The sequence below is a fragment of the Duganella sp. 3397 genome, from assembly GCF_031456625.1.
Classification (GTDB): domain Bacteria; phylum Pseudomonadota; class Gammaproteobacteria; order Burkholderiales; family Burkholderiaceae_D; genus Rugamonas; species Rugamonas phyllosphaerae.
In genome coordinates, this window is sequence record NZ_JAVDVB010000005.1 from 65,345 (window position 1) to 90,467 (window position 25,123).

The 25,123-nt window shown below is 64.5% G+C and carries 27 protein-coding genes; 18 read left to right on the plus strand and 9 right to left on the minus strand.

The window, feature by feature from the left end:
* Positions 1-36 precede the first annotated feature (36 nt).
* Both J2X54_RS16740 and J2X54_RS16745 read left to right on the plus strand, forming a co-directional pair.
* Positions 37-597: a hypothetical protein gene (locus tag J2X54_RS16740; protein ID WP_070247122.1), complete on the plus strand. Its 561-nt coding sequence runs from the start codon at positions 37-39 to the stop codon at positions 595-597.
* A gap of 104 nt (positions 598-701) precedes the next feature.
* Positions 702-1,055 (plus strand): hypothetical protein, encoded by a 354-nt coding sequence (locus J2X54_RS16745; protein ID WP_070247123.1) that lies wholly within the window; start codon positions 702-704, stop codon positions 1,053-1,055.
* 18 nt (positions 1,056-1,073) lie between these two features.
* Here the strand turns inward: J2X54_RS16745 and J2X54_RS16750 are convergent, their stop codons facing one another.
* The 5 genes from J2X54_RS16750 to J2X54_RS16770 form a co-directional block, all read right to left on the minus strand.
* Positions 1,074-1,511, minus strand: coding sequence for a hypothetical protein (locus J2X54_RS16750; protein WP_310182160.1), 438 nt, complete (start codon positions 1,509-1,511; stop codon positions 1,074-1,076).
* Between the two features lie 12 nt (positions 1,512-1,523).
* Positions 1,524-2,312 carry a hypothetical protein gene (locus J2X54_RS16755; protein WP_310182161.1) on the minus strand — a complete coding sequence of 263 codons (789 nt, stop codon included), beginning with the start codon at positions 2,310-2,312 and terminating at the stop codon, positions 1,524-1,526.
* A gap of 87 nt (positions 2,313-2,399) precedes the next feature.
* The gene (gene hyi, locus J2X54_RS16760) at positions 2,400-3,176 is read right to left on the minus strand and encodes a hydroxypyruvate isomerase (RefSeq protein WP_310182162.1); all 777 of its coding nucleotides are present in this window, start codon (positions 3,174-3,176) and stop codon (positions 2,400-2,402) included.
* A 68-nt stretch (positions 3,177-3,244) separates the two neighbouring features.
* Positions 3,245-4,744: a DEAD/DEAH box helicase gene (locus tag J2X54_RS16765; RefSeq protein ID WP_310182163.1), complete on the minus strand. Its 1,500-nt coding sequence runs from the start codon at positions 4,742-4,744 to the stop codon at positions 3,245-3,247.
* Positions 4,745-4,966: 222 nt separating this feature from the next.
* Entirely contained in the window at positions 4,967-5,749 is a 783-nt protein-coding gene (locus J2X54_RS16770; RefSeq protein WP_070247958.1) for an inositol monophosphatase family protein, read from the minus strand.
* A gap of 178 nt (positions 5,750-5,927) precedes the next feature.
* Here J2X54_RS16770 and J2X54_RS16775 point away from each other — a divergent pair, with 178 nt between their 5' ends.
* The 8 genes from J2X54_RS16775 (at position 5,928) to J2X54_RS16810 (ending at position 16,325) form a co-directional block, all read left to right on the plus strand.
* On the plus strand, positions 5,928-6,722 hold the full coding sequence (locus J2X54_RS16775) for an RNA methyltransferase (protein ID WP_310182164.1): 795 nt from the start codon (positions 5,928-5,930) through the stop codon (positions 6,720-6,722).
* Between the two features lie 28 nt (positions 6,723-6,750).
* The gene (locus J2X54_RS16780; RefSeq protein ID WP_310182165.1) at positions 6,751-7,698 is read left to right on the plus strand and encodes an alpha/beta fold hydrolase; all 948 of its coding nucleotides are present in this window, start codon (positions 6,751-6,753) and stop codon (positions 7,696-7,698) included.
* 63 nt (positions 7,699-7,761) lie between these two features.
* Positions 7,762-9,222 carry a PAS domain S-box protein gene (locus J2X54_RS16785; RefSeq protein WP_310182166.1) on the plus strand — a complete coding sequence of 487 codons (1,461 nt, stop codon included), beginning with the start codon at positions 7,762-7,764 and terminating at the stop codon, positions 9,220-9,222.
* Between the two features lie 13 nt (positions 9,223-9,235).
* Positions 9,236-12,889, plus strand: coding sequence for an EAL domain-containing protein (locus J2X54_RS16790; protein ID WP_310182167.1), 3,654 nt, complete (start codon positions 9,236-9,238; stop codon positions 12,887-12,889).
* 63 nt (positions 12,890-12,952) lie between these two features.
* Positions 12,953-13,618, plus strand: a complete 666-nt coding sequence (locus J2X54_RS16795) for a TetR/AcrR family transcriptional regulator (protein ID WP_070247948.1) — start codon at positions 12,953-12,955, stop codon at positions 13,616-13,618.
* 28 nt (positions 13,619-13,646) lie between these two features.
* Positions 13,647-14,441: a hypothetical protein gene (locus J2X54_RS16800; protein WP_310182168.1), complete on the plus strand. Its 795-nt coding sequence runs from the start codon at positions 13,647-13,649 to the stop codon at positions 14,439-14,441.
* Positions 14,438-14,977 carry a TIGR00730 family Rossman fold protein gene (locus J2X54_RS16805; protein ID WP_070247944.1) on the plus strand — a complete coding sequence of 180 codons (540 nt, stop codon included), beginning with the start codon at positions 14,438-14,440 and terminating at the stop codon, positions 14,975-14,977. Before J2X54_RS16800 ends, J2X54_RS16805 begins: the two co-directional genes overlap by 4 nt.
* Before the next feature lie 19 nt (positions 14,978-14,996).
* Positions 14,997-16,325, plus strand: coding sequence for a glycosyltransferase (locus J2X54_RS16810; protein ID WP_310182169.1), 1,329 nt, complete (start codon positions 14,997-14,999; stop codon positions 16,323-16,325).
* 76 nt (positions 16,326-16,401) lie between these two features.
* Here J2X54_RS16810 and J2X54_RS16815 read toward each other — a convergent pair whose 3' ends face one another.
* Together J2X54_RS16815 and J2X54_RS16820 are read right to left on the minus strand one after the other, a co-directional pair.
* Positions 16,402-16,713 (minus strand): hypothetical protein, encoded by a 312-nt coding sequence (locus J2X54_RS16815; RefSeq protein WP_310182170.1) that lies wholly within the window; start codon positions 16,711-16,713, stop codon positions 16,402-16,404.
* A gap of 125 nt (positions 16,714-16,838) precedes the next feature.
* Complete coding sequence (locus tag J2X54_RS16820; RefSeq protein WP_070247939.1) at positions 16,839-17,348, minus strand: YgjP-like metallopeptidase domain-containing protein; 510 nt, start codon at positions 17,346-17,348, stop codon at positions 16,839-16,841.
* Between the two features lie 99 nt (positions 17,349-17,447).
* On the opposite strand from J2X54_RS16820, the gene modA reads away from it, so the two are divergent.
* From modA to J2X54_RS16840, 4 genes are read left to right on the plus strand one after another with little or no spacing between them, the layout of a single operon-like run.
* A complete protein-coding gene (modA, locus tag J2X54_RS16825) occupies positions 17,448-18,197 on the plus strand; it encodes a molybdate ABC transporter substrate-binding protein (protein ID WP_310182171.1) in 750 nt (249 codons plus the stop codon).
* Positions 18,198-18,202: 5 nt separating this feature from the next.
* Positions 18,203-18,889 carry a molybdate ABC transporter permease subunit gene (gene modB, locus J2X54_RS16830; protein WP_070247935.1) on the plus strand — a complete coding sequence of 229 codons (687 nt, stop codon included), beginning with the start codon at positions 18,203-18,205 and terminating at the stop codon, positions 18,887-18,889.
* A complete protein-coding gene (locus tag J2X54_RS16835) occupies positions 18,886-19,566 on the plus strand; it encodes an ATP-binding cassette domain-containing protein (RefSeq protein ID WP_404990928.1) in 681 nt (226 codons plus the stop codon). The genes modB and J2X54_RS16835 overlap by 4 nt, the downstream gene beginning before the upstream one ends.
* Complete coding sequence (locus tag J2X54_RS16840; RefSeq protein WP_310182172.1) at positions 19,563-20,372, plus strand: TOBE domain-containing protein; 810 nt, start codon at positions 19,563-19,565, stop codon at positions 20,370-20,372. The genes J2X54_RS16835 and J2X54_RS16840 overlap by 4 nt, the downstream gene beginning before the upstream one ends.
* A gap of 10 nt (positions 20,373-20,382) precedes the next feature.
* Here the strand turns inward: J2X54_RS16840 and J2X54_RS16845 are convergent, their stop codons facing one another.
* The gene (locus tag J2X54_RS16845) at positions 20,383-20,745 is read right to left on the minus strand and encodes a KGG domain-containing protein (protein ID WP_310182173.1); all 363 of its coding nucleotides are present in this window, start codon (positions 20,743-20,745) and stop codon (positions 20,383-20,385) included.
* Positions 20,746-20,971: 226 nt separating this feature from the next.
* Between J2X54_RS16845 and purU the strand changes: the two genes are divergently transcribed.
* The 3 genes from purU to J2X54_RS16860 all read left to right on the plus strand — a co-directional run bounded on the left by purU (position 20,972) and on the right by J2X54_RS16860 (position 23,489).
* Positions 20,972-21,841 (plus strand): formyltetrahydrofolate deformylase, encoded by an 870-nt coding sequence (gene purU, locus J2X54_RS16850; RefSeq protein ID WP_310182174.1) that lies wholly within the window; start codon positions 20,972-20,974, stop codon positions 21,839-21,841.
* A gap of 29 nt (positions 21,842-21,870) precedes the next feature.
* Positions 21,871-22,413, plus strand: coding sequence for a YaeQ family protein (locus tag J2X54_RS16855; RefSeq protein WP_070247927.1), 543 nt, complete (start codon positions 21,871-21,873; stop codon positions 22,411-22,413).
* A gap of 89 nt (positions 22,414-22,502) precedes the next feature.
* Entirely contained in the window at positions 22,503-23,489 is a 987-nt protein-coding gene (locus J2X54_RS16860) for an Rpn family recombination-promoting nuclease/putative transposase (protein WP_310182175.1), read from the plus strand.
* Positions 23,490-23,501: 12 nt separating this feature from the next.
* On the opposite strand, the gene J2X54_RS16865 is transcribed toward J2X54_RS16860, so the two are convergent.
* Complete coding sequence (locus J2X54_RS16865) at positions 23,502-24,290, minus strand: head GIN domain-containing protein (RefSeq protein WP_310182176.1); 789 nt, start codon at positions 24,288-24,290, stop codon at positions 23,502-23,504.
* A gap of 187 nt (positions 24,291-24,477) precedes the next feature.
* Here J2X54_RS16865 and J2X54_RS16870 point away from each other — a divergent pair, with 187 nt between their 5' ends.
* The gene (locus J2X54_RS16870) at positions 24,478-25,122 is read left to right on the plus strand and encodes an SAM-dependent methyltransferase (RefSeq protein WP_070247921.1); all 645 of its coding nucleotides are present in this window, start codon (positions 24,478-24,480) and stop codon (positions 25,120-25,122) included.
* Position 25,123: the final 1 nt, after the last annotated feature.

The window sequence follows — 25,123 nt, forward strand, 5'->3', positions numbered from 1 at the left end:
CCATGCCGCTTGCGGACCGACCACGGGGAGAACAGCATGAGCCACATCATCGCAGGACAATTCCAGATCCAGGACGAGATCGCTACGGCCCGCGCCGCCTTGCAAGCTGCGGGCTTTGCCGACGAGGATATCAGCGCGTTTTATGTCAATCCGCAGGGCCAGCACGATGTGCACGAGCTCGGCGGCGACCACGATAAATCGCCGGGCGCCAAGGAAAGCGACGAGGGGGTGGTGCAGGGCGGCGCCGGTGGCGCGGTGGCTGGCGCCGTGGCCGGCAGCGCGGCGATCCCGATCGCCGGTCCGCTCGGCCCGGTAGTCGGGGCGCTGGTGGGCGCCCATGTCGGTTCGCTGTTTTCGCTGTCGAAAATGAAGGATGCCGGCGAGCCGGAAGAGGGGCGCGACGGCCAGGAAAACATGATACCACCGCGTAAATCCGGCATGATGATCGCTGTCGCGGTGGCCGACCAGGCCCGCGAACAGCAGGCACTGGACGTGTTGCGTGGCCTCGGCGCCAGCAATCTCGAACGCGCCGAGGGCACGATTGCCGCCGGCGACTGGCGCGATTTCGACCCCACCTCGCGCCCGGTACCGGTCTGAGGGGCCTGCTCGCCCTGTTGCTTATCTGACACTCGGGCCTCAGCAACCGCAGCTTTCCCGACATTCGTTGCTACAATCGGCAGACAAACCGGGGAGGTGCGGCGATGACTCAGGCATGGGTAGTGCTCACCCGCCCGGACGGGCGCGACTTGCAAGCGCCGTCCGAGGCGCAAATGGCCGATGCGCTGGCCGAAGTCTATAGCGGCAAAGCAGTCACTGCCGATGGCGAGCCCGGCAGCGCCGTGCTGCGCTTCGGTTATGACGACGGCCTGATGTATGAAATGGAAGTGTCTTGCGGTGGCGCCGTGCGGTTTGCCGAGTGGTCGGACCGCGATTGCGAGCTGGCGCTGGCCGATCCGCGCGTGATGACCGCGCTGTCGCAGGACGCCGCCCTGCAGCTATGGCGCTTGCTGGCCCAGCGGCAGGTCGCGCGCATCCGCAGCCAGCCGTGGCAGTGACACTGGTGATGCCTGCCGTCACAGCGATTCGACCCGCGCCTTGAGCTTTTCATAGGGCGCCACCAGCTTTTCCGGCGCCCCGCTGGCCACTGCTGCCGCCAGCGACAGCAACTCGCCCGTCAGCGCAATCAAATCCTTGATCTTGTCGATCTTGCGTATCTTCTCCTGGGCCTGTGCGGCCAGGTTCAGCAATTGCTGCTGCATGCCGCCAAGCCCGGCGGCGGCCAGGGTGGCTGCCTCCAGGTACAGGCCGTTGGCGCGCTGGCGCAGGATCACCTCGTTTTCGAACAGCGCTTGCGCGGCCGCCTGGCTGATGGCCGGCTGGTTGATCTCCGGCGCCGACTGGCGGATCGCTCGCATCAGGCGTGCATGGAGGGCGTCGGCGCTGGCGGACAGGCTGTCGGCCAGCGCTTCGAGGTCGAGTTGGGTACTGCTGCGTGGTGGCAGGTTCATCATGGTTCTCCGGTGTCAAGGCTGCGGCAGGCTCTCGACCAGCGCGCGGTGGCGCTGTTCGATCAGGTCCAGGTTCTTGCGCGCCAGCGTGTGGCGCAGGCCGACCAGGCGGTATTCGGCCTTTTTTTCCTGTTGCAGCGACCTGGTCAGCGCGATCAGCAAGCGGTCGCGGTTGGCGTCCAGGAACGCAATTTCCATCTCCATCATGCCGAGCACGATGCGCTGCTCGTTATCGTTGGAGCGGTCGTACAGCCGCAGCAGGTTGCGCATGGCGTCGAGCAATTGCTGCACCGGTTCGCCGGCGTCGCGCATCAGGTCGTTGACGGCGCGCTCCTGCATCGGCACCGTGACCGCGCGCGAGATGATCCGGGTCAGCCCGGTAAAGGCGTTGACGTGGCGGTCTTCCAGGCCGGTGTCGGGCCAGGCCTTGATGCCGGTGCCAACCACCTTGAGCGGGTCGCGCAAGTCGTACTGGCGGTCGCCGGCCAGTGCGCCGAGCGCCTGCATATACGCTTGCACCACGTCGTCGATGCGGCGGAAATCGTCGCTGGCCTGCTGGCGGCTGGCGTCGAGTGCGCGTTCGCGGGCGTCGGCGGTTGGCGCCAGGAACGGTTGCTGGCGCTCGTAGGCATTGCGGTACCGTTCGGTCAGTTCGTGGTAGGCGTTGAGCTTGGGGGCGTCGGCGGCAAAGGCGCGTACTTCGGCCATGCGCGGGGTGCTGCTGGCGCAACCGCCGAGCATGGCAAACATCGCCAGCAGGCACGCGACCAGCAAGGTGTGGATCGTCAAACGAAGTGAATTCATGGGCACTCCTCAAGGAAATGAGGATCATTGTTGCCCTGCGTTTGATGCGTGGTGTTGCGACTGCTCAGACCAGGCAGTGCCGTTACCTTAGTTGAGTTCGGTAAGCCAGCCCAGACCGGACAGGGTGCCGGCGGCGGGGTGGTATTCGCAGCCGATCCAGCCGTCGTAACCGAGTTCGTCGAGCAGCGCAAACAGGTGGCGGTAATTGATTTCGCCGGTGCCCGGCTCGTGGCGGCCCGGCGTATCGGCTATTTGTACGTGGCCGATGCGGGCCAGGTTGGCGCGGATGGTGTTGCTCAATTCGCCTTCCATGCGCTGCATGTGATAGACGTCGTATTGCAGCAACAGGTTGGGGCGGCCGGCTGTGGCGATGACGGCCAGCGCCTCGGCGCTGCGGCCCAGCAGGTAGCCGGGCATGTCGAAATGGTTGATCGGCTCGATCAGCAGGTTGATGCCATGCGGCGCAAGCAGGTCGGCCGCGTAGCGCAGATTGGCCAGGCAGGTGGCGTGCGCGGTCTCCGGCGCCAGGCCCGGTGGAATTTTGCCGGCCATGCAGTGCACTTGCTTCACGTTCAGCGCCAGCGCGTAGTCGCGCGCGGCGGCCACGCTGGCGCGGAACTCGTCGCCTCGGTCGGGATGGCAGGCCATGCCGCGTTCGCCGGCGTCCCAGTCGCCCGGGGGCAGGTTGAACAGCACCAGTCGCAGGCCATGCGCGCGTAATTGCGCGGCGATCTGTTCGGCGGGCCAGGCATACGGAAACAGGAATTCGACCGCCTCGAAGCCGGCCGCGCGGGCGGCGCCAAAGCGGTCGAGGAAGGGCAGGTCGGTAAACAACATCGACAAATTGGCGGCAAATTTGGGCATGCGCAAATTATAAGGCAATAAAAAACCGCCCGAAGGCGGTTTTCATGGCACGGCTGGCTCGACCCGAATTAACGGCCGCGACCACCCGAACGATGTTGCGAAGGATTGGCACCATTGCGTGGTGCACTGGCGTTGCCGCCGCCACCGCTGCGGGCTGGACCGCCACCGCCGCCGGTACGGGCGCCGCCGCCGCCACCGCTGCGGCCACCGCCATTACCACTGCCGGCCGCAGCACCGGCGCCAGCGCCTGGTGCCCGTGGCTTGCCACCGTTGCCGCCATTGCCACCGTTACCGCCACCGCCGGCCGGCTTGCCACGGCCACCACCATTGCCGCCGCGACCACCACCGCCGCCGCCACCGTTACGATGGCCAGGGCCGCCGCTGCGCAGCTGGATCGGTTGTGCGCGCGCGTTCAGGTCCGGCTCGAAGCCGGCAATCACTTCACGCGGCAGGGTTTGCTTGATCAGCTTCTCGATATCCTTGAGCATGTCGTGTTCATCGACACACACCAGCGACACCGCTTCGCCGGTGGCGCCCGCGCGGCCGGTACGGCCGATGCGGTGCACATAGTCTTCCGGCACGTTCGGCAGGTCGTAGTTGACCACGTGCGGCAACTGGTCGATGTCGATACCGCGCGCGGCGATGTCGGTGGCGACCAGCACTTGCAGCGTGCCGTCCTTGAACTCGCTCAGCGCGCGGGTACGGGCCGACTGGCTCTTGTTGCCGTGAATGGCCATGGCGGTGATGCCGTCGCCACCCAGTTTTTCCACCAGGTTGTTGGCGCCGTGCTTGGTGCGGGTAAATACCAGCACCTGGGTCCACTTGTGGGTCTTGATCAGGTAGGCCAGCATCGGGTGCTTCTTGTCGCGGTCGACCGGGTGGATCTTTTGCGCGATCACTTCCACGGTCGAGTTGCGGCGGGCGACTTCAATCGTTGCCGGGTTGTTCAGCAGGCCATCGGCCAGGGCCTTGATCTCGTCCGAGAAGGTGGCCGAGAACAGCAGGTTCTGGCGTTTCGGCGGCAGCACGGCCAGCACTTTCTTGATGTCGCGGATGAAGCCCATGTCGAGCATGCGGTCGGCTTCGTCCAGGATCAGCACTTCGACCTTGCTCAGATCGACGGTGCCTTGCTGCATGTGGTCGAGCAGGCGGCCCGGCGTGGCGACCAGGATGTCGACGCCGTGTTTCAGTTGCTTGATTTGCGGGTTGATGCCGACGCCGCCGAAGATCACGGCCGAGTTCAGCTTGGTGTACTTGCCGTAGGTGCGCACGCTTTCTTCGACCTGGGCCGCCAGTTCGCGGGTCGGGGTCAGGATCAGGGCGCGGATGGCGCGCGGCGAGCTATTGGTCGTGAAGGCCTTGCCGACAGCGCTGGACGACAGCAGTTGCAGCAGCGGCAGGGTGAAGCCGGCGGTCTTGCCGGTGCCGGTCTGGGCGCCTGCCAGCAGGTCGCCGCCGTTGAGGACGGCAGGAATGGCCTGGGTCTGGATCGGCGTCGGGGTGGTGTAGCCGGTGTCGGCAACAGCGCGGACGATAGCATCGGACAAACCGAGTGAGGAAAATGGCATGGGTAGCTTTGTATGAGATCGGCCTGTCGCTCTCGTGGAGCGCCAGTCGCAGGCAATCGGGATTATCTAGGTACGGCGCAAGACTGGATGGCAAGCCGCAGCTAGCACTATAACAGCTAAGCTGGAAGAAAATTTCACAAAGGAAACAAAAAGGAGGCAAACCGCCCCCTTTTTTTGTAACAAACCTTACGCTACTGAAATCAGCAAGGGTTTTATGGTCACTTAGGCAAACGGTGTGAGCAAGCCAACCATCTGGCCGAAGATTTTCGGGCTGGCGGCAATGATGTCGCCCTTGTACAGGTAATCCGATTCGCCCGAGAATTCGCCGACGATACCGCCAGCCTCGGTCACCATCAGGGCGCCTGCAGCGATATCCCAAGGTTTCAGGCCTTTTTCGTAGAAGCCGTCGAGGCGGCCCGAGGCGACGTAAGCGAGATCGAGCGCGGCGCTGCCCGGACGGCGTACGCCGTGGCTGCGTTCGGCCATGATGCCGTACATTTTCAGGTATTCGTCGAGGGCCTTGGCATTGCCGGCCTGGTAGCCGGTGGACAGCAGGGCGTTGGCGATGCGGTCGAGCTTGGTGACGCGGATGCGTTTTTCGTTCAGGTAGGCGCCGGCGCCCTTGGTGGCGGTAAACAGGTCGTTGCGCACGGGATCATAGATCACGCCCTGGGTGATCACGCCGCGCTGGGCCAGCGCGATCGAGATGCAGTATTGCGGGAAGCCGTGCATGAAATTGGTGGTGCCATCGAGCGGGTCGATGATCCAGCAGTATTCAGCCTCGTCGTGGTTGTTCTTCGATGCACCCGACTCTTCAGCCAGGAATGCGTGGTCGGGATAAGCCTTGGACAGCACGCCAATGATCTCTTGTTCGGCCGCCTGGTCGACGTCGGTGACGAAATCCTTGTGGTTTTTCTCGGTCACGATCACGCGGTCGAGGTCGAACGAGGCGCGGTTGATGACGGTGGCGGCGCGGCGAGCTGCTTTGATCGCCGTGTTGAGCATTGGGTGCATGATAACTTTTCCGTTAAAAGAACGCTAACGCCCACCGGGGCTATGCCACCGGCGACGCGTTAGAGGACAAGAGTGAATTAAAGAGCGGGGCGGCGGCAACAAGGTAAAATCCCGGGCATAACACCCTGCGGAACCACCGTATTGAAACTGCGCAATAGCGATATTTTAAATGAACCTGCCCCAAACCCCTACTAACTTTTTCAAACAGCTGCGTTTCATCCTGGTCGAAACCAGCCGCGCGGGCAATATCGGGGCGGTGGCGCGGGCCATGAAAACCATGGGTTACAGCGACCTGGTGCTGGTCAATCCGCGCTTTGCCGACGCCGTGCAAGACCCGGAGGCGGTGGCGTTCGCCAGCGGGGCGCAAGATATTCTGACCGGCGCCCGGGTGGTGGGCAGCATGGCCGAGGCGCTCGACGGCATCAATTTCGCCGCAGCCGTCAGCGCCCGGCTGCGCGAGTACTCGCCGCCGGTGCTCACGCCGCGCCAGTTGGCCACCCAACTGGTGGCGCAGCCCGAGCGGCACGCGGCGGTCATCTTCGGCAACGAGCGTTTCGGCTTGCCCAACGAGGTGGTCGAACAGTGCAATGTGCTGATCAACATCCCCGCCAATCCCGATTACGCGTCGCTCAACCTGTCGCAGGCGGCGCAAGTGGTGGCGTACGAGTGCCGGATGGCCGTGCTCGACCAGGCGTCCGGCGGCGGCACGGTGGCCAGCGTGCGCCAGCCGGCCGGTGACGCCAACGAGATCGGCTACCACGGCGAGGCCGCCAGCCTGGCGCAAATCGAGGGCATGTACCAGCACCTGGAAAGCGCACTGGTCGAGATCGGCTTTCTCGACGCCGGCAATCCGCGCAAGCTGATGCCGCGCTTGAAGCGCCTGTTCGCGCGGGTGCAGCTGGAAAAGGAAGAAGTCAACATCCTGCGCGGAATTGCCCGGCAGATGACATCGGGCCGCAAGTGACCCTGGCGCCGCGCAGACCCTTGTATTCATGATCAAGCGCCTGCTCATCCTGCTGCTGGTCGTCGAAGTGCTGGGCGTGCTGGCCGTGGCGGCGGCTTTGCGCAGCTTGTTGCCGCCCGGCTGGCCGGCACCGGTGACTGTACTGGCCGCGGTGGCCGGCGGTGTACTGGTGCTGCTGCTGGTGCGCATGAGCATCGCCGCCAACAATTTCCGCATCAGCTGGCGCGCGCGCAGTGTGCCCGCCGTGATCCATGCGCTGGATCCCATCAAAGCCGCGCGGCTGTTCCTGCACGAGTTCGCTTCTACCATGCTGACCTCGTCCTGGCACATGTTGCGCCCGATCGGCCTGCAGTTGCAGCCGCAGGCGCGCGGACTGCCGGTACTGCTGATCCACGGGTACGGCTGCAACAGCGGTTACTGGCGGCCGCTGAGCGCGCACCTGCGCGCGTCCGGCATCAGCCACTACGGCATCGACCTCGAGCCGCCCGGCGCCGACATCGACGACTTCGCGCCGCAGGTACAGGCGGCAGTCGAACACCTGTGCGCCGTCACTGGCAGCGCGCAAGTGATCATACTCGCGCACAGCATGGGCGGCCTGGTGGCGCGCGCCTGGTTGCGCCGCCATGGTGCCGCGCGCGTCGCCCGCGTGATCACGCTCGGTACGCCCCACCATGGCACGGTATTGGCCGACCTTGGGCCGGGCCGCAACGCGGTGCAAATGCGTTGCGGCAGCGCATGGCTGGGCGCGCTGGCCGCATCCGAAACGGCGGTTGACGCTAATTTGCAACGGAACTTGTTCTGTTCCATTTATTCCGTCCACGACAATATCGTCGCCCCGCAGGACTCGAGCGCGCTGCCCGGCGCCCGCAATCTGGTGTTCGGCGCCATAGGGCACGTGGCGCTCGGCCGCCACCCCGAGATCGTGCGCTGCGCGCTGGCAGAAATCGTTTCCACGCAACACGGTGATTTTGTGTGACTTTGTGTCGTCGGCCGTTGCTGTATGGTTACTCATGTGAAGTGCAAACAAGGCGAACGGCACGTGACAGACTTTGGCACATTGATACTCGAGCAGGCACCGGACGCGGTGGTGTTGACACACCTTGACGGCGAAGTGGTGTACTGGAATAACGGTGCCCAGGCCGTGTTCGGCTATAGCCGCGACGAGGCGCTGGGGCGCAAGCTGGCCGACCTGATCGAGCCGCCCTGTGCGCAGGACGCCGGCGCCGTCTTGCGCCAGACCCTGGCGACGGGCGCCGCCAACTACGAATCGCTGCGCCACGCCAAGGATGGCGTGCTGGTCTACATCGACAGTTCGAGCAAGCTGGTGCGGGATGCCGACGGTGCACCCGAGTATATTTTGTGGAGCAAAAAAGACGTTACCGCGCTGCGCGTGTTACGCGACGCCAAGCTGGTCGAGGCGCGCTTTCACGGCATTCTCGATTCGCTGCCCGACGCCATCGTGGTGGCCAACACCACCGGCCGCATCGTGCTGGCCAATGGCCATGCGGAGCGGCTGTTCGGCTATGCGCCGGGCGCCCTGCGCGGGCTGGAACTGGAGGTGCTGATGCCGGCACGCATGCGCGCCGCCCACCGCGCCCACCGCAGCGGCTATACGGCGCAGCCGTCGGTGCGGCCGATGGGCGCGGGGCTGGCGCTGCATGGCGTGCGCAGTGATGGCGTTGAGTTCCCGGTGGAGATCAGCCTGAGTCCGATCACGACCGAAGAGGGCACGCTGGTCATCAGCGCCATCCGCGATATCACCGACCGCAAACTGGGTGAACTTGCGTTGCAAGAAAAGAATATTGAACTGGCAAAGGCCAATGCCGCCAAGGACCGCTTCCTCGGCGGCATGTCGCACGAACTGCGCACGCCGTTGAACGCAATCATCGGATTTACAGGTACTATGCTGATGAAGTTGCCTGGGCCCATCAATGCGGAACAGACCAAGCAGTTGCGGATGGTGCAAAGTAGTGCGCGTGATTTATTAACCTTGATTAACGACTTGCTGGACCTGACCCGGATCGACACCGGCAAGGTGCAACTCGATCTGGCGGCCGTCGATTGCCGGCCGCTCATCGACGAAGTGCTGGTGCTGCTGGAACCGCAGGCGCGCATCAAGGGACTGGCTTTCGACGTGATAGCAGGGGAGGGCGTGCCGACCGTGCGTACCGACCGGCGTGCCTTGCAGCACATCCTGATGAACCTGGTGGGCAACGCGATCCGGTTTGCCGACCAGGGCCCGCTGCTGGTGCGACTGGACACGGCCACCGTCGGTGCGCGCCGGTGCCTGACCATCAGCATCGGCGATACGGCTGCCGGCGTGGCGCCGTTGCCAGCGGTGTCGCAACTGGACACGCGTGTGATGCAGCAGTTCGAGGGCGCCGGGTTGAGCTTGCACCTGAGTCAGAAGCTGGCGACGCTGCTGCAAGGAGAAATATTGTTCGACAGTGCGTATGGCGTGGGCAGCATGTTGACCCTGGCCTTGCCGCTGGAGACCTGAATAAGGAGTCTTTGTGTCTGCAAGAATATTGATCATCGAAGACAACGCCACCAACATGGAGTTGATGGTGTACCTGCTGCGCGCGTTCGGCTACACGCCGCTGTCGGCGTCCGACGGCGAGGCCGGCGTGGAAGCGGCCCGGCGCGAACGGCCCGACCTGATCATCTGCGACGTCCACCTGCCCAAGCTCGACGGCTATGGCGTGGTGGCGGCGCTCAAGGCCGACCCGGCCACGCGCGCCATTCCGGCGCTGGCCGTGACCGCGCTGGCCATGGTGGGCGACCGCGAGCGCCTGCTCGAGGCTGGCTTTGACAGCTATATCGGCAAGCCGATCGAACCCGATACCTTCGTCAAGCAAATCGAGTCTTTTTTGACCGGGGAGATGTCGACCCCGCCTAAAACCGACATCGCCACGATCCTGATCGTGGACGACCATGTGCTCAACCGCGAATTCCTGATGACCTTGCTCGGTTACGGCGGCTACCGGCTGATCGAAGCGGCCAACGGCGCCGATGGCCTGAAAATGGCGCTGGCCGACAAGCCCGACCTGGTCATCTCCGACATCCTCATGCCCAATATGGACGGCTACGAGTTTGTCACGCGGATGCATAAACATCCGGACACGGCCGACGTGCCGGTGATTTTTTACACCGCCACCTACCGCGAGCGCGAAGCGCTGGCCGTGGCCGAGTCGTGCGGCGTGCGCTGGGTGCTGCCCAAGCCGTCCGACCCCGACGTGATCCTGCGCACGGTGCAGGAAGCGCTGGGCCACGAGCCCACGCCGATGGCGCCGCCCGACGACGGTGCACCAGCCCAGGTGCCCGACCTGCCGCAGGGAAAACGCCTGCTCGACATCGACCACCAGGTGGCCGAGTATCTCGACGAACTCGAATCGAGCAGCCAGCTGATCTCGCGCCTGGCGTCCGAACCGGCAGCCGTCGATGCCGGCACCGAGGACCTGGCGCGCATGACCCAGCGCCTGTCGCGCTCGCTCTCGAGCCTGCAGGCGGTGAGCCTGCGCCTGACCGCGCTGATCGAACTGGGCATCGAACTGGGCGCCGAGCGCGATCCGCGCGCGCTGCTGGAAATCGGCTGCCGCGTGGCGCAAAACATCTGTGTCTCCAAGTACGCCTGCATCGGCGTGCTCGACGACGAAGGCGTGGCGCTGGCCTATTACGCCAGCTGCGGCGCCGGCGTGCCGATCCACGAAATCGCCCAGAACCCGCGCGCCGGCGTGCTGGGCGGCTTGCTCGAGCAGCGCCTGCCGTGCCGCATCAACGATCTCGACGGCGAGCCGTTCAACGTCGGCCTGCCGGCCAGCCATCCACCGGTGCACACCTTCCTCGGCGTGCCGATCGCCTCGCGCGAACGCATCCACGGCTGGTTGTACCTGGTCGATAAACTCGGCGCCGACGGTTTTTCGGAAGTCGATGAACGGGTAGCCGCCACCGTGGCGGCGCAACTGGCCGGCGCCTACGAAAACCTGCAGCTGTACGACGAGATCAAGCGCAACCACGCCCAGCTGACGCTGGACATGAACGCCCGCATCCGCCTCGACGAAGACCTGCGCCGCTTCCGCCTGGCGATGGACGCCACCGCCGACGCCATCTTCCTGGTCGACCGCGCCGCCATGTGCTTTGTCGATGTCAATGCCACCGCCTGCCGCATGCTCGGTTTCGAGCGCGAGGATTTTCTCAAGGTCGGCCCCAACCACCAGGTCGAAGGCGACCTGGTCAAGCTGGAAGACCTGTACGAAAAACTGCTGTCGGGCGACCAGAGCGGCGCCATGACCGAACTGCTGCTGCAATGCCGCGACGGCACGCCGCTGGCAGTGGAAGTGCAGCGCCGCACCTTGCGCTCCGGCGCCAGCTGGATCCTGGTGGCAGTCGCGCGCGACATCACCGAGCGCAAGGAGGCCGAGCAGCGCCTGCTCAAGCTGGCCCACTTCGATACGCTGACCGGCCTGCCCAACCGCAGCCAGTTCAACGATTCGCTGATGCACTCGATGCGCCAGGCGGCCGAGCACCACTGGTCGCTGGCGGTGCTGTTCCTCGACGTCGACCGGTTTAAAAACGTCAACGACACGCTGGGCCACACCATCGGCGACGAGCTGCTGCGGCAGTTCTCGAGCCGGCTGGTCGATTGCCTGCGCGTGCGCGACACCATCGGCCGCTTCGGCGGCGACGAATTCGCCGCCATCCTGATGTTGCCCGAGGGCGCGCAGAACGCCGTGGTGGTGGTCGACAAGATCCGCGAAACGCTGCGCCGCCCGTTCGACCTCAAGGGCCACGAGGTGACGGTGACGGCCAGCATCGGCATTTCGGTGTTCCCCGATGACGGCGCCGATCCCGACACCCTGATCCAGTACGCCGACACCGCCATGTACCGCGCCAAGGAAGCGGGGCGCGACGCGTTCCGCTTCTTCACCGCCGAGATGAACGCGCAGTCGATGGCGCGGCTGGAACTGGAAAACGCGCTGCGGCGCGCGATCGAAAACGAAGAATTCGTGCTGCACTTCCAGCCCAAGGTGAATATCGCCAGTGGCCGTATCAGCGGCGCCGAGGTGCTCATCCGCTGGCAGCGGCCCGGCCACGGCATGGTATCGCCGGCACTGTTCATCCCGATCCTGGAAGAGACCGGACTGATCGTGCGGGTGGGCAGCTGGGTGATCAACGAGGCCTGCCGCAAGATTGCCCACTGGCGCCGCACCAGTGCGGGCGCCGTGCATTTGTCGGTGAATGTCTCGGGCATCCAGTTCTTCGTCGGCGGCCTGGAAGAAGAGGTGCTGCGCGCCATCAAGGAGCACGACATCTCGCCCGAGCTGCTGGAGCTCGAACTGACCGAGAGCTCGCTGATGTCGAACGCCGAAGAGACCATCACGGTGCTGCAAAATCTGAAAGCGCTGGGCATCAAGATTTCGATCGACGACTTCGGCACCGGCTACTCGTCGCTGGCGTATTTGAAGCGCTTCCCGATCGACAAGCTGAAGATCGATATCGCCTTCGTGCGCGAAGTGACCAGCAACCCGGACGACGCCGCCATCGTGCTGGCGATCATCAACATGGCGCACAGCCTCAAGCTCGACGTGATCGCCGAGGGCGTGGAGAAGGATGCGCAGCTGGCCTACCTGCGCCGCCACGGCTGCGACGAAATGCAGGGCTATTACTTCAGCCGGCCGCTGCCCGAGGCCGACTTCGAAGCCATGCTGCGCGACGGTCGCACCCTGCAGGCGCCGGAAGACGAGCCGGCTACCGGGCAGCAGACCTTGCTCATCGTCGATGACGACGCCTTCATGCTCGACGTGCTGACCGATTTCCTGTCGCAGGACGGTTACCGGATTCTGACTGCGCAGACCGCTGCCGAAGGTTTCGACCTGCTGGCCCGGCACCGGGTGCAGGTGATCCTGTGCGACCAGTGCATGCCCTTGATGAGCGGCACCGAGTTCATGGAGCGGGTGAAAAACCTGTGCCCGGATACTTTCCGCATCATGCTGTCGGCCTATGCCGACCTCACGCCGATCATGGCGGCGATCAACCACGGCGCCATCGACCGCTTCTACACCAAGCCGTGGAAGGGCGCAGCGCTGCGCGAAAATATCCGCGAGGGCTTCCGGCTGCATGCCCAGGCGCACGGCAAGCTTCCGTTCGTCAACACTGAACAGGCCTAAGCGGGAAGCCGGAGGGGAGCATCGGTGGTATGCTGGCGGCAGATATCACCGAGACTACCCGCCATGCAACAAAAAGCACCCCGCCGAACCCGTGAGCGCATCCTCGAACTGTCGCTGCGCCTGTTTAACGAGTTCGGCGAACCCAATATCACCACCACGGTGATCGCCGAAGAGATGAATATCTCGCCGGGCAACCTGTACTACCATTTCCGTAACAAGGACGACATCGTCAATTCGATCTTCGTGCAGTTCGAGGCCGAGATCGAGCGCATCCTCACGGTGCCCAAGGGTCGCCGCTCGAACATCGACGACGTCTGGATGTACTTGCACCTGATGTTCGAACTGATCTGGCGCTACCGCTTTTTCTACCGCGACCTCAACGACCTGCTGTCGCGCAACCGCAAGCTCGAACTGCACTTCAAGCAGATCCTGGATCACAAGATCAAGGTGGCCCAGCAGCTGTGCGAAGACTTGCGCAGCGAAGGGTCGCTCGAAGCGTCCGATGTTGCCATCGAGGCCATGGCCACCAATATGGTGGTGGTGGCCACGTACTGGCTGTCGTACGAATACGTGCGCAACCCGCGCAAGTACAGCGAGCAGCAATCAATGGCCGACGCGCTGGCGCGCGGCTGTTACCAGGTGTTGTCGCAGATCGGTCCCTACCTGCGCAACGAAACCAGCTTGCTGTTCCAGAAGCTGTCCGAGGAATATCTGAAAAAGCTGAAATAAGTCAGCACGCTTACGCCACGGAGACAGCATGGTCTGGACCGCCTTCCCGTATCCCGATCCCGGATACCGCCACACACCCGAGAGCCTGCAACAGGCCTGGCCGATGCTCCATAGCGGCGACTGCGAGCCGTTTCCCACGCATCCGGCGCTGGTGCAGGCCTGGATCGCTTTTCATGCCGGCGAGTTCGAGCGCGCCGCGCGGCTGGGCCTCGACGTTGGCGTGAATGGTTACGCGGTCGCCCACAAGGCCATCTGCATCTACACCCAGTACCTGGAAACCAGTCCGCGCAAGAAAATCGCCACCTTCGAATGCGTGGCCGAGCGCTGCGAGCGCCAGCAGCGCGAGCAGCCCGACAATCCTTCCGGCTGGTACTGGCACGGCTACGCACTCGGCTATTACTCGACCGGCATCTCGGTGCTCAAGGCGCTGGCCCAGGGCCTGGGCGCCAAGGTACGCCACAGCCTGGAAACCACGCTGCGCCTGGCGCCCGAACGGCCCGATGCGCACGTGGCGCTGGGCGTCTACCACACCGAGATCGTCGACAAGGCCGGCGCGGTGATCGGCGGGCTGACGTATGGCGCCAGGAAGGAGGCGGGCTACCGCCACTTCGAGACCGCGCTGCGGCTCAACCCGGAGTCGGCGATCGCCCGCGTGGAATATGCGCGGGCCTTGCGCCTGCTCGACGGCAAGCGCAAACTGCCCGAAGCGCACACCATGCTGGAACAGGCGGTGGCAGTGCAGGCCCACGACGCCGTCGAGCGGCTCGACATCGAAGCTGCGCGCATCGAACTCTATGCAAACCAACAAGGAATAAAGCAGTGACCAAGACCATTTGTGTGTATTGCGGCGCCAACGCCGGCATCAGCGACAACTATGCGGCAGCGGCGCGTGCGCTGGGCGCGGCCATGGTGGAACAAAACCTGGCGCTGGTGTACGGCGGTGGCAAGGTGGGCCTGATGGGCGTGATCGCCGACGAGGTACTGCGCCTGGGCGGCGAGGTCACCGGCGTGATTCCGACTGCGCTGGTCGAGCGCGAAGTGGGCCACGCCGGCCTGACGCGCCAGTTCATCGTCAAGGACATGCACGAACGCAAGGCCATGATGGCCACCCTGGCCGACGGCTTTATTGCCATGCCGGGCGGCATGGGCACGCTGGAAGAACTGTTCGAAATGCTGACCTGGTCGCAGCTGGGCATCCACGCCAAGCCGATCGGCCTGCTTAACGTCGATGGCTTTTACGACGGCCTGATCGACTTCATCGGCCATGCGCGCGAGCAGGGCTTCATCCGGCCGCAGCACGCGGCGCTGATGATGTCGGCCAATGAGCCGGACGCGCTGCTCAAGCTGCTCAAGCAGTAATAGCGGCGCAGGCGCAGCCATGTCTGCCTCCAGTGTGCCGTCCCGGTCGTTGCAGCCTGCCACTGCGCAGTCCCCGCTTGCGCAGCCGCCAGCCGTGCAGCCCCGGATCCTGATCCTCGCGGTCGGCAGCGCCGGCGATGTCTATCCGTTCATCGTGATCGGCCAGGCGCTGCGTGCGCGCGGCTTCGAGGTAACCTTGATGGCGTCGGCCAATTTCGAGGAGCGGGTGCAGCGCGCCGGCTTGCAGTTCATCTCCGGCCTGAGCCAGCAAGAACTCGACGCCGGCATCCGCGATCCCGACCTGTGGGACCCGGTCAAGGGGTTTGCCACGATCTGGAAGCACATGGCGCGCCACCTGCCGGCGGCGTACAGCCAGCAGCTGGCGCTGGTGCGCGAAAAACCCACGCTGATCGTCGCCAGCACGCTGGGTCTGACCGGCCGCCTGTTGCAGGAAGCGCACGGCGTGCCGCTGGTAACAGTCCACCTGGCGCCGTCGTGCCTGTTCTCTGCCGACGACACGGCCGTACGGCGCGGCCTGCACTGGCCGCGTGGCTGGCCGCGCTGGGCGGTGCGCCTCACGCTGGGCCTGGTTGATCGCCTGATGGTCGATGCCGTGGTGCGGCCCGCGCTCAATGGCCTGCGTGCCAATATCGGCCTGGCGCCGGTGCGGCGCGTGATGAGCGAATGGCTCCACTCGCCGCAGCAGGTGGTGTGTGCATGGCCCGCCTGGTTTGCCGCGCCGCAAGCCGACTGGCCGCCCAACGCGGTGTGCGCAGGCTTTCCACGCATGCCGGCATCCACTGCCGAACTCGATCCGGCCTTGCAGCGCTTTATCGATGACGGCGAAGCGCCGATCGTCATCACGCCCGGCTCGGCGATGGCGCATGGCAGCGACTTTATCGCGCGGGCGCTGGCCGCCGCTATGGCGCTCGAGTTGCGGGCGGTGGTGGTTACGCCGTACCGCGAACAGGTGCCGGCGGACTTGCCCGCGACCGTGCATTACGCCGCGTATGCGCCGTTCGATGTACTGAGCCGCCAGGCGGCCGCTTTCGTGCACCACGGCGGCATCGGCACCAGCGCTACCGTGCTGGCGGCGGGCAAGCCGCAACTGATCGTACCGTTCGCCTTCGACCAGCCCGACAACGCCGCGCGCCTCACGCGGCTGGGCGTGGCAGCCACCGTACTGCCGGACTCGGCGCCGGCAGTGTGGCAGCAACAGCTGGGCGGTTTGCTCGATGATCCGGCGGTGGCCAAGGCCTGCGCCACGTTTGCCACCGTCATGGCGTCGGGGCCGGCCGCAGCCGACACCATCGCCGAGCTTGTCCTTGGTACGGTGTCGCTCAGCTAAGGCAGCAGGAGCGGCAGCCGGGCGTCACCATGCTACCGCGCTTGCGCTGCAGGTTCAGTATTCCAAAACCCGGCCGCTATGGCGTGGGCTGGTTTTTCTTGTCATCTTCCTCGGTGGTGTTGCCGCCTCCGCCGCTAGAGCCGGTCATGCCGCTCTGCGCCAGGCCCACGTCATGCAAGTCGCCGCCATGTTCGCCGCCCATGCCGCCGGAATGCTGGCCACCGTGGCCGTGGCTATGGCCGTGCTTGTTCGTGTTGCCTGCCTGGTTCTCGCCCTGGTTGACACCCTGGCCGCTATCGGCGCCCTCGGTGCCCGGATTGTCGCTGCCGCTGATGCCGTCGATGGCGCCTTCGCCGCCGACAGATTGCTGGTGATTATCGTTGCTCATTGTCGTCTCCCGCAAGTGAGGTTGGAGCCGCAATGGTAGCCCGGCTTGCAGTACAGGCATGTCAGCGCAGGACCACTGCGCCGGTAGGCGCAACGCCCGGTGAAGTCAAAAGATCACTTGCCCTGTCAGGTCCAGAGCTTGCCGCTGCCGGTATCGAGGTGGGTCAGGTATAGCCGCAGGTCGAACTCGTACTGGTGGTAGTTCGGTTCCATGTACGTGCACAGCTTGTAGAACGGCTTGTCGTGCTGCTTCTCTTTTACGTGCGCCAGTTCGTGCACGGCGATCATGCGCAAAAATTCCAGCGGCACTTCCTTGAACATGGTCGCCACGCGGATCTCGTGCTTGGCCTTGAGTTTGCCGCCTTGCACGCGCGAGATCGACGTGTGCAGCCCCAGCGCGTGATTAATTACGTGGATCTTGCTGTCGTATTCGACCTTGTTGATCGGATCGGCGTTGCGCAGGTGTTCCTCGCGCAGATCTTGCACGTAGTTGTAGAGCGCCTTGTCGGTACGCATGTCGTGCGCCTTGCCGTAGCGCTTGAGCAGCACCTCGCCCAGCTTGTTCTGGGCCAGCAATTGCGACACTTGATGCTGGGTTTGTTCGGAGTAGGCGCTCAGGTACTTCAGGGCAGGCATGGCGGGACGGTGTAAAAGGAATCGCGCAATGTATCACACAATACTTGTCCGGCAACCGCTATATAATCGAGTATATTACGGTTTTCAACGGGAGCGGCAATGCGGGAGACGAAGATGCTGGTGGCGCTGGTGTTGGCGGCGATGGGAGGGGCAGCGTCGGCGGCGGACATCACGGTGTCTGCTGCTGCCAGCCTGACCAATGCCTTCAAGGAAATCGGCACGGCCTACGAAAAAGACCATCCCGGTGACACGGTACTGTTTAACTTTGCCGCGTCCGATCCGCTGGTCCAGCAGATCGCCAAGGGAGCGCCGGTGGATGTATTCGCCTCGGCCGACCAGGACGCCATGGACAAGGCCGAAGGTCTCAAGCTGCTGGCCGCCGGCACCCGCAAGAATTTCGTCGCCAACACGCTGGTACTGATCACTCCGGCCAACAGCAGGCACGCGATCAGGGTGCTCGCAGACCTGCAACAGCCGGCCATCACCCGCATCACGCTGGGCAACCCGGCCAGCGTGCCGGTAGGGCGCTATGCGCGCAGCGCGCTGGAACAGGCCAAGTTATGGCGTGCGCTGGAACCGAAAGCCATCTACGGCACCTCGGTGCGCCAGAGCCTGGACTACGTGGCGCGCGGCGAAGTCGATGCCGGTTTTGTCTACGCCACCGACGCCGCCGTGCAGAAGGACAAGGTTGCGGTCGTGGCCACCATCCCCACCACCACGCCGATCACGTACCCAGTCGCACTGATCGCCAAGGGGCCGCAGGGGGAGGCCGGCCGCCGCTTTATCGCCTACGTCATGGCGCCAGCTGCGCAGGCGGTCCTGGCCAAGTACGGCTTCAGCCGGCCATAAGCCTAGTGGACAGTTTTTTCGAGCAGCCGGCCTGGATCGCGCTGGCCCTGTCGCTCAAGGTAGCCTGCTGGGCCACCGTGCTGGCGCTGGTGGCCGGCACCGGGTTCGGTTACCTGCTGGCGCGCAAGCGTTTTATGGGCCGCGAACTGCTCGACGCCATCTTGACGTTGCCGATGGTGATGCCGCCCACCGTGCTTGGCTATTACCTGCTGGTGCTGATCGGCCGCGAGGGCGTGATCGGCGCCTGGCTGCAGCACCATTTTGGCATCAACCTGATTTTCACCTGGCAGGCGGCGGTGATCGCGGCGGCGGTGGTGGCGTTTCCGCTGGTGCTCAAGGGCGCCCGCGCCGCGTTCGAGACGGTCGATACGCAGCTGGAGCAAGCAGCCATGGTGCTGGGCGTGGCGCCGTTCGCAGTATTTTTGCGCGTGACCTTGCCGCTGGCGTGGCGCGGCGTGCTCGGTGGCACTTTGCTGGCGTTTGCCCGCTCGATGGGCGAATTCGGCGCCACCCTGATGGTGGCCGGCAGCATTCCCGGCAAAACCCAGACCCTGTCGATTGCCGTGTACGAGGCAGTGCAGGCGGGCCAGGACGACACCGCCAACCTGCTGGTGATCATCACGTCGGTGGTGTGCGTGACCGTGCTGGTGGCCGCCAACAAGCTCACCCCCAACCGCAACCCGCAGCGATGACCATGGTAATCAACGTCGATATCCGCAAGACCCTGCGCTCGGGCGACCGCGTGTTCGAGCTCGAGGCCCGCTTCGCGTCGGCCAGCAACCGGGTGGTGATTTATGGCCCGTCGGGCGCCGGCAAGAGCCAGCTCCTGAAAGCGGTGGCCGGCTTGATGACGCCGGACCATGGCCGTATCGACCTGGCCGGGCGTTGCCTGTTCGACGCTGGCGCCGGCGTGGACATCTCGCCGCAGCAGCGCCGCGTGGCCTATTTGTTCCAGGACTACGCGCTGTTTCCGCATTTGAACGTGCGGCAGAATATCGCCTTCGGCCTGCAGCGCGGCTGGCGCAACCCGCTCGCGGGCGTCGACGTGGAGGCGGTGCGCTACTGGCTGGCGGCGTTCGAACTCGACCACGTGGCGCAACAGTTGCCGCACCAGCTGTCCGGTGGCCAGCGCCAGCGCGTGGCCCTGGCGCGGGCGCTGGCGCCGCAACCGGGCGCATTGCTGCTCGACGAACCGTTCGCCGCGCTCGATCCCGGCCTGCGTGAGCGCATGCGCGCCGAACTCGATGCGCTGCAACGGCGCCTGGCGATCCCGATGATACTGATCACCCACGATCCCGAGGACGTGCGCGCGTTTGGCGAGCACGTGTTGCGCATGGACCACGGACGGCTGGAGGAACACGCAGGATGAACGACGACAAGACAGCGATGGAATTGCAGGGCAATGTCTGGATGACCATCGGCGGCCAGAAGCTCGGTGGCCAGGACCGGGTGGCATTGCTGGCGGCTATCGCCGCGCACGGCTCGATCACGGCGGCTGCCAAGGCGGTGGGCATGAGCTACAAGGGCGCCTGGGATGCCATCGAGGCGATGAACAACCTGGCCGGCGAGCCGTTGCTCGAACGCGCGGCCGGCGGCAAGGGCGGCGGCGGCACCCGGCTGACCAGCCGCGGTACGCAACTGGTGGACAATTTTCGCAAGATCGAGGCGGCGCACCGCCAGTTCGTGGCGCACCTGAGCGCGCAATCGCACGCACTGGCCGATGACTTGTTGATGCTACGGAGAATGAAGATGAAGACCAGCGCCCGTAACCAGTTCAGCGGCACGGTGGTGGCGTTGAAAGAAGGCGCCGTCAACGACGAGGTGACCCTGGAAGTGGTGGGCGGCGTGCACATCGTGGCCACCATCACCCGCGACAGCCGCGCGAGCCTGGGCCTGGCGTTGGGCGTGGAAGCGTTTGCGCTGGTCAAGGCGTCGTCGGTGATCGTGGTGACGGACCTGGGCGGCGCGCGCTTGTCGGCCCGTAACCAGCTGGCCGGGACCATCAGCCGCGTGGTGCCCGGCGCGGTCAATACGGAAGTGAGTATCGACCTGCCGGGCGGCGGCGTGATCGCCGCCATCGTCACGCGCGACAGCGGCGAGGCGCTCGGCCTGGCCGAGGGCGGCGCGGCGCTGGCGGTGTTCAAGGCGTCGAGTGTAATTATAGGGACGCCGTAGCAACGCCAGCCTAGCCCTTGCTGCTTTGACGGTTGCCGCCGGCGGACGCCTGCTCCGAGCCGCGGCCGTTTCTTTCGGCTGCTGCTGCGCGGGCGGCCGACTGCCGGCTTTCGCCGCCTTTGCGACCGATGGCTGCCATGTGTTCGCGATTGCGACTGACCGCCTCGCCGCCTTTTTGGCCGGCGCGCCGGGCTTCCTCCGAGTCGAACTCATGCGCCGTGCCTTTTTGGTGCGCCGCCTGTCCGCCCTTGCTGGCGATGCTGCGCTGGGTAGCCTGGTCCATGGCGGCGAAGCCACGCTTGGCCGGGGTTTTGGGCTTGGCCTGGTCCTCGCCATCCTTGCTTGATGCATCACGTTGATTGCTGCTTGCCATTGCTGCCTCCTGGGTTGTGGTCGGGTTGCGAACAGCCAAAGCCGCTGCTCTGCATGTTAGAGGTGCAAGGTTGATGAAAGTTCCACGTCATTTGCGATGACATCAACAACGTGTCGGACGGTGCGCGCAGGAGGGGCGGGGCCGCAGTTTTACGGCGGGGGCCGCGCCGTGCGACAATACCGGCCTCGTGATTCTCTTGTTGTTATTGAAATCGACTGCGGCGGCCATGACCAACCCTGAATACATCCTCACTCTTTCCTGCCTCGATCAGCGCGGCATCGTGCACCGCGTGTCCGGATTTTTGGCCGATCACGGTTGTAACATCATCGATTCGGCCCAGTTTGGCGACAGCGAATCGAAGCTGTTCTTCATGCGCGTGCATTTCGCGCTGGAGGATGGGGGGATCAACGATGAGTTGCTGCGCGCCGACTTCGCGCTGCTGGCGGCCAGCATGCAGCTGGACTGGGAACTGCGCGACGCGCGCTACAAGCCGCGCGTGATGCTGATGGTGTCGAAGATCGGCCATTGCCTGAACGACTTGCTGTTCCGCTACAAGAGCGGCCTGCTGCCGGTGGAAATTCCGGCCATCGTCTCGAACCACATGGATTTCTACCAGCTCGCGGCCAGCTACAATATTCCGTTCCACCACCTGCCGCTGGCCGCCGGTGCGCCGGAGTCGGCCAAACTGGCGCAGGAAGCGCGCGTGCAGGAACTGATGCAGCATCACCAGGTCGACCTGGTGGTGCTGGCGCGCTACATGCAAATCCTGTCGCCCGGCATGTGCGCCGCGCTCAAGGGCAAGGCCATCAATATCCACCATTCTTTCCTGCCCAGCTTCAAGGGCGCCAAGCCGTATGCGCAGGCGCACCACCGCGGCGTCAAGCTGATCGGCGCCACTGCGCACTTCGTGACCGGCGACCTCGACGAAGGCCCGATCATCGAGCAGGACGTGGAACGAGTCGACCATTCGATGGATGCCGAAACCCTGTCGGCGATCGGCCGCGACGTCGAATGCGTGGTGCTGGCGCGCGCCGTGAAATGGTTTGTCGAACACCGCATCTTGCAGAACGGCGACAAGACTGTCGTCTTCAAATAATTTACCGAGAAATTTACCGAGAAATACCGATGGCACTCAAGGCAACGATCTACAAAGCAGAACTCTCGATTGCGGACATGGACCGCAATTACTACGGCACCCACACGCTCACCCTGGCCAAGCACCCGTCCGAAACCGACGAGCGCGTGATGGTGCGCCTGCTGGCGTTTGCCATCCACGCCAGCGAATCGCTCACCTTCACCAAGGGCCTGTTCGATGTCGATGAACCGGACCTGTGGCAAAAGGACCTGACCGGCGCCATCGAGCTATGGATCAACGTCGGTCAGCCCGACGAAAAAATCATGCTCAAGGCCAGCGGCCGCTCGAACCAGGTGGTGGTGTACAGCTACGCTGCTACCAGCAACATCTGGTGGAAGGGCATCGCCAACAAGGTGGAACGCTGCAAGAACCTGACCGTGATCGACCTGCCGTCGGAGGCGACCGAGCAACTGGCGCTGATGGCCCAGCGCACCATGCAGTTGCAATGCACGATCCAGGACGGCCAGATCTGGTTGACCGACGGCGTCACCACCATCGAGTTCCCGCGCGAAACGCTGAAGGAAGCGCGCTAGTCTCCTGCTGTCACGCTGTTTGATCCATCGCAAACCGCGTGCATGTCACCAGCGTTCTGGGCCGGTTAAGGGAGTGCTACCGTTTGCCCATGACCAGACAGGCCGATATCCTCTACAAACAACTGTTCTCGCATCCCGAGATCCTGCGCGAGCTGCTGACCGGTTTTCTGGCAGTGGACTGGGCGGCATCGCTCGACGTGGGCGCGTTCGAGCGCGTCAACGCCAGCTATGCCAGCGAGCGCGGCAAGGCGCGCCACGACGACATGGTCTGGCGCGTCAACGTCGGCGGCGAGTGGCTGTATGTGTACATCCTGCTCGAGTTCCAGTCGCGCTCCGAGCGCTGGATGGCGCTGCGCATGCAAGTGTATATCGGCTTGCTGTACCAGGACCTGGTGCGGCAGCGGCGCTTGAGCTGGGGGCGCAAGCTGCCGCCGGTGTTGCCGGTGGTTCTCTACAGCGGCCGCCAGCCGTGGCGCGCCCCCACCGAGCTGGCCGAGCTGTCGTTGCCGCCGCCGCAAGGGCTGGAAGCGTACCAGCCACGCCAAAAATATCTGCTGGTCGAGCAGCGCTGGAACCAGGTGGCCGATGTAAACTCTAACGTGCTGGCGATCATATTTCAGCTGCTGTGCTCACAAAGCGACGCCGAGATGCGTGGAGCGCTGAGGCTGTTTGCCGAGCGGGTAAAGGCGCCATACCTGCAACCGGCCCGTGAAAGCCTGTTGCGCTGGCTGCAAACGACCTTGCGGCTCGAGTTCAGTGAACTCGACGTTGATACGGAGGAAAAAATGGATATCTTGTTCAATCAGAGATTCAAGCGCTACGAAGATCTGCTGGAGTACGAGGCAATCGAGAAAGGGCGCAAGAAGGGGTTGCAGGAAGGACTGGATGAGGGTTTGCGACGAGGCTTGCGACAGGTCTTGCAAGACATCATCGAGCTCGGTGATCCCTGCAGCCAAGGTCATTTGCCCGATACCATCGCTGCGAAGATCAACGCCGCCAATCCCGATCAATTGCGCGAGTGGATCAAATCCCTGGCGCGCGGCGTCAACCCGAACCAGCTGTTCGGCCAGGGCTGACGCGCTTTGGTTTCAGCGCGGTGCGGCGCCCAGGCGCTTCACTTCGCCCGAACCCACCACGCTTTTGCTCAGCTTGGGATCACCGTAGTAGCCGACATCACCGGAACCCGCCAGGTTTACCGACAGCGTGTGCGTGGCCCAGACCGTGGCTTCGCCTGAGCCGCCGATGCTGACGCTGGCCGTGCGCGCGGCGAGGTTATGGGCTTGCACATCGCCCGAGCCGCCGATCGACACTTGCAGGCGCTCGACCTTGCCGCTCGCTTCCACGCTGCCGCTGCCGCCCAGCGATACCGTCACCGCTTCCGCTGCCAGCTGGCGCGTGATCAGCGAACCGGAACCACCGATGTCGAACCGCAGGGTTTCGCCGCGCAGGTTATCGGCCCGTACGGCGCCCGAGCCGGCCACCGCCACCCGGTCGAGCGAACGTGCCTGCACGACAATTTTCATGTGCTTGCTCGACAGCGACAGGCCCTTGCGTACCGGGCGGATGCGCAGCGTACCTTTCTCCACCACGGTTTCCAGCAGCGCCTGCAGATTGTCGTCGGTTTCCACGGTCACGCTTTCGGTGTTGCCGATGCGCACTTCGACATCGCCGCTGACGCTGCTGGCCAGTGCGTTGAAATGGCCGAGCTCGCGGCTTTGGGTGGTGATCTTGCCGCTGCCCTGGACCCGTTCGCTGCTCCAGCCGTCCATCAGGCCGGCATGGGCCACGCCGGCCGGCGCGGCCAGGACCAGCAGGCTGGCGGCGATGAAGATGGCGCGGAACGCGGGCAGGGTGCTGCGCAAGCTGGGGTAGGACATGGTGTTCTCCGGTGGGGGGATGGTATGGATCCGATAGTACCGATATGGCGTGGTGGATGACAGCGCCTTGCGACAGGACGCATTCCCGGCGGCCTGGAATGCAGCTTGCCGCGACCGGAGGCGGGCACCGTTGCTGCGCCATGAGGTATCATGCGGCTTTTACGCCCGACCACGCCGCACCACTACCATGCTCATCATCACTATCAAACAAGGCAAGGAAAAATCCTTGCTGGCCGGCGACCCCTGGATTTATCCCACCGCGATCGACAAGGTCGACGGCAAGCCGCAGGAAAAAATGAAACCCGGCTCCACCGCCATCGTCCAGAGTTCATCGCGTCAGTTCATTGGCCGCGCCGCCTATAACTCCAAGTCGCAAATCCGCGCCCGCATGTGGAGCTACAAGGAAGACGAGCCGGTCGATCACGCGATGATGAAGCGCCGCGTCAAGGCTGCCATCGCCAAGCGGGCCGACAGCGTGCGCGCCGCCCATCCGCAGGCGCTGGTGCCGGTGGTGCTGGGCGAGGAAGACGGCCTGTCCGGCCTGATCGTGCACAGCTGGGGCGGTGTGCAGGGTTACCTGGTCTGCCAGTTCCAGTCGGGCGGTGTCGATGCCTGGAAGGTGCCAATCGTCCAGGCCCTGCTGGCCGAAACCGGCTGCCCGAATGTGTACGAGCGCTGCGACGAGCTGATCCGCAAAGGCGAAGGCTTGCCGCTGATCCAGCGCGAGCTGGCCGGCGAAGCGCCACCAGACCACGTGCTGGTGGTCGATGGCAAGGAACGTTACAGCATGGACCTGCGCACCGGCTTCCGCTACCCCAAGCTGCGCAGTTAAG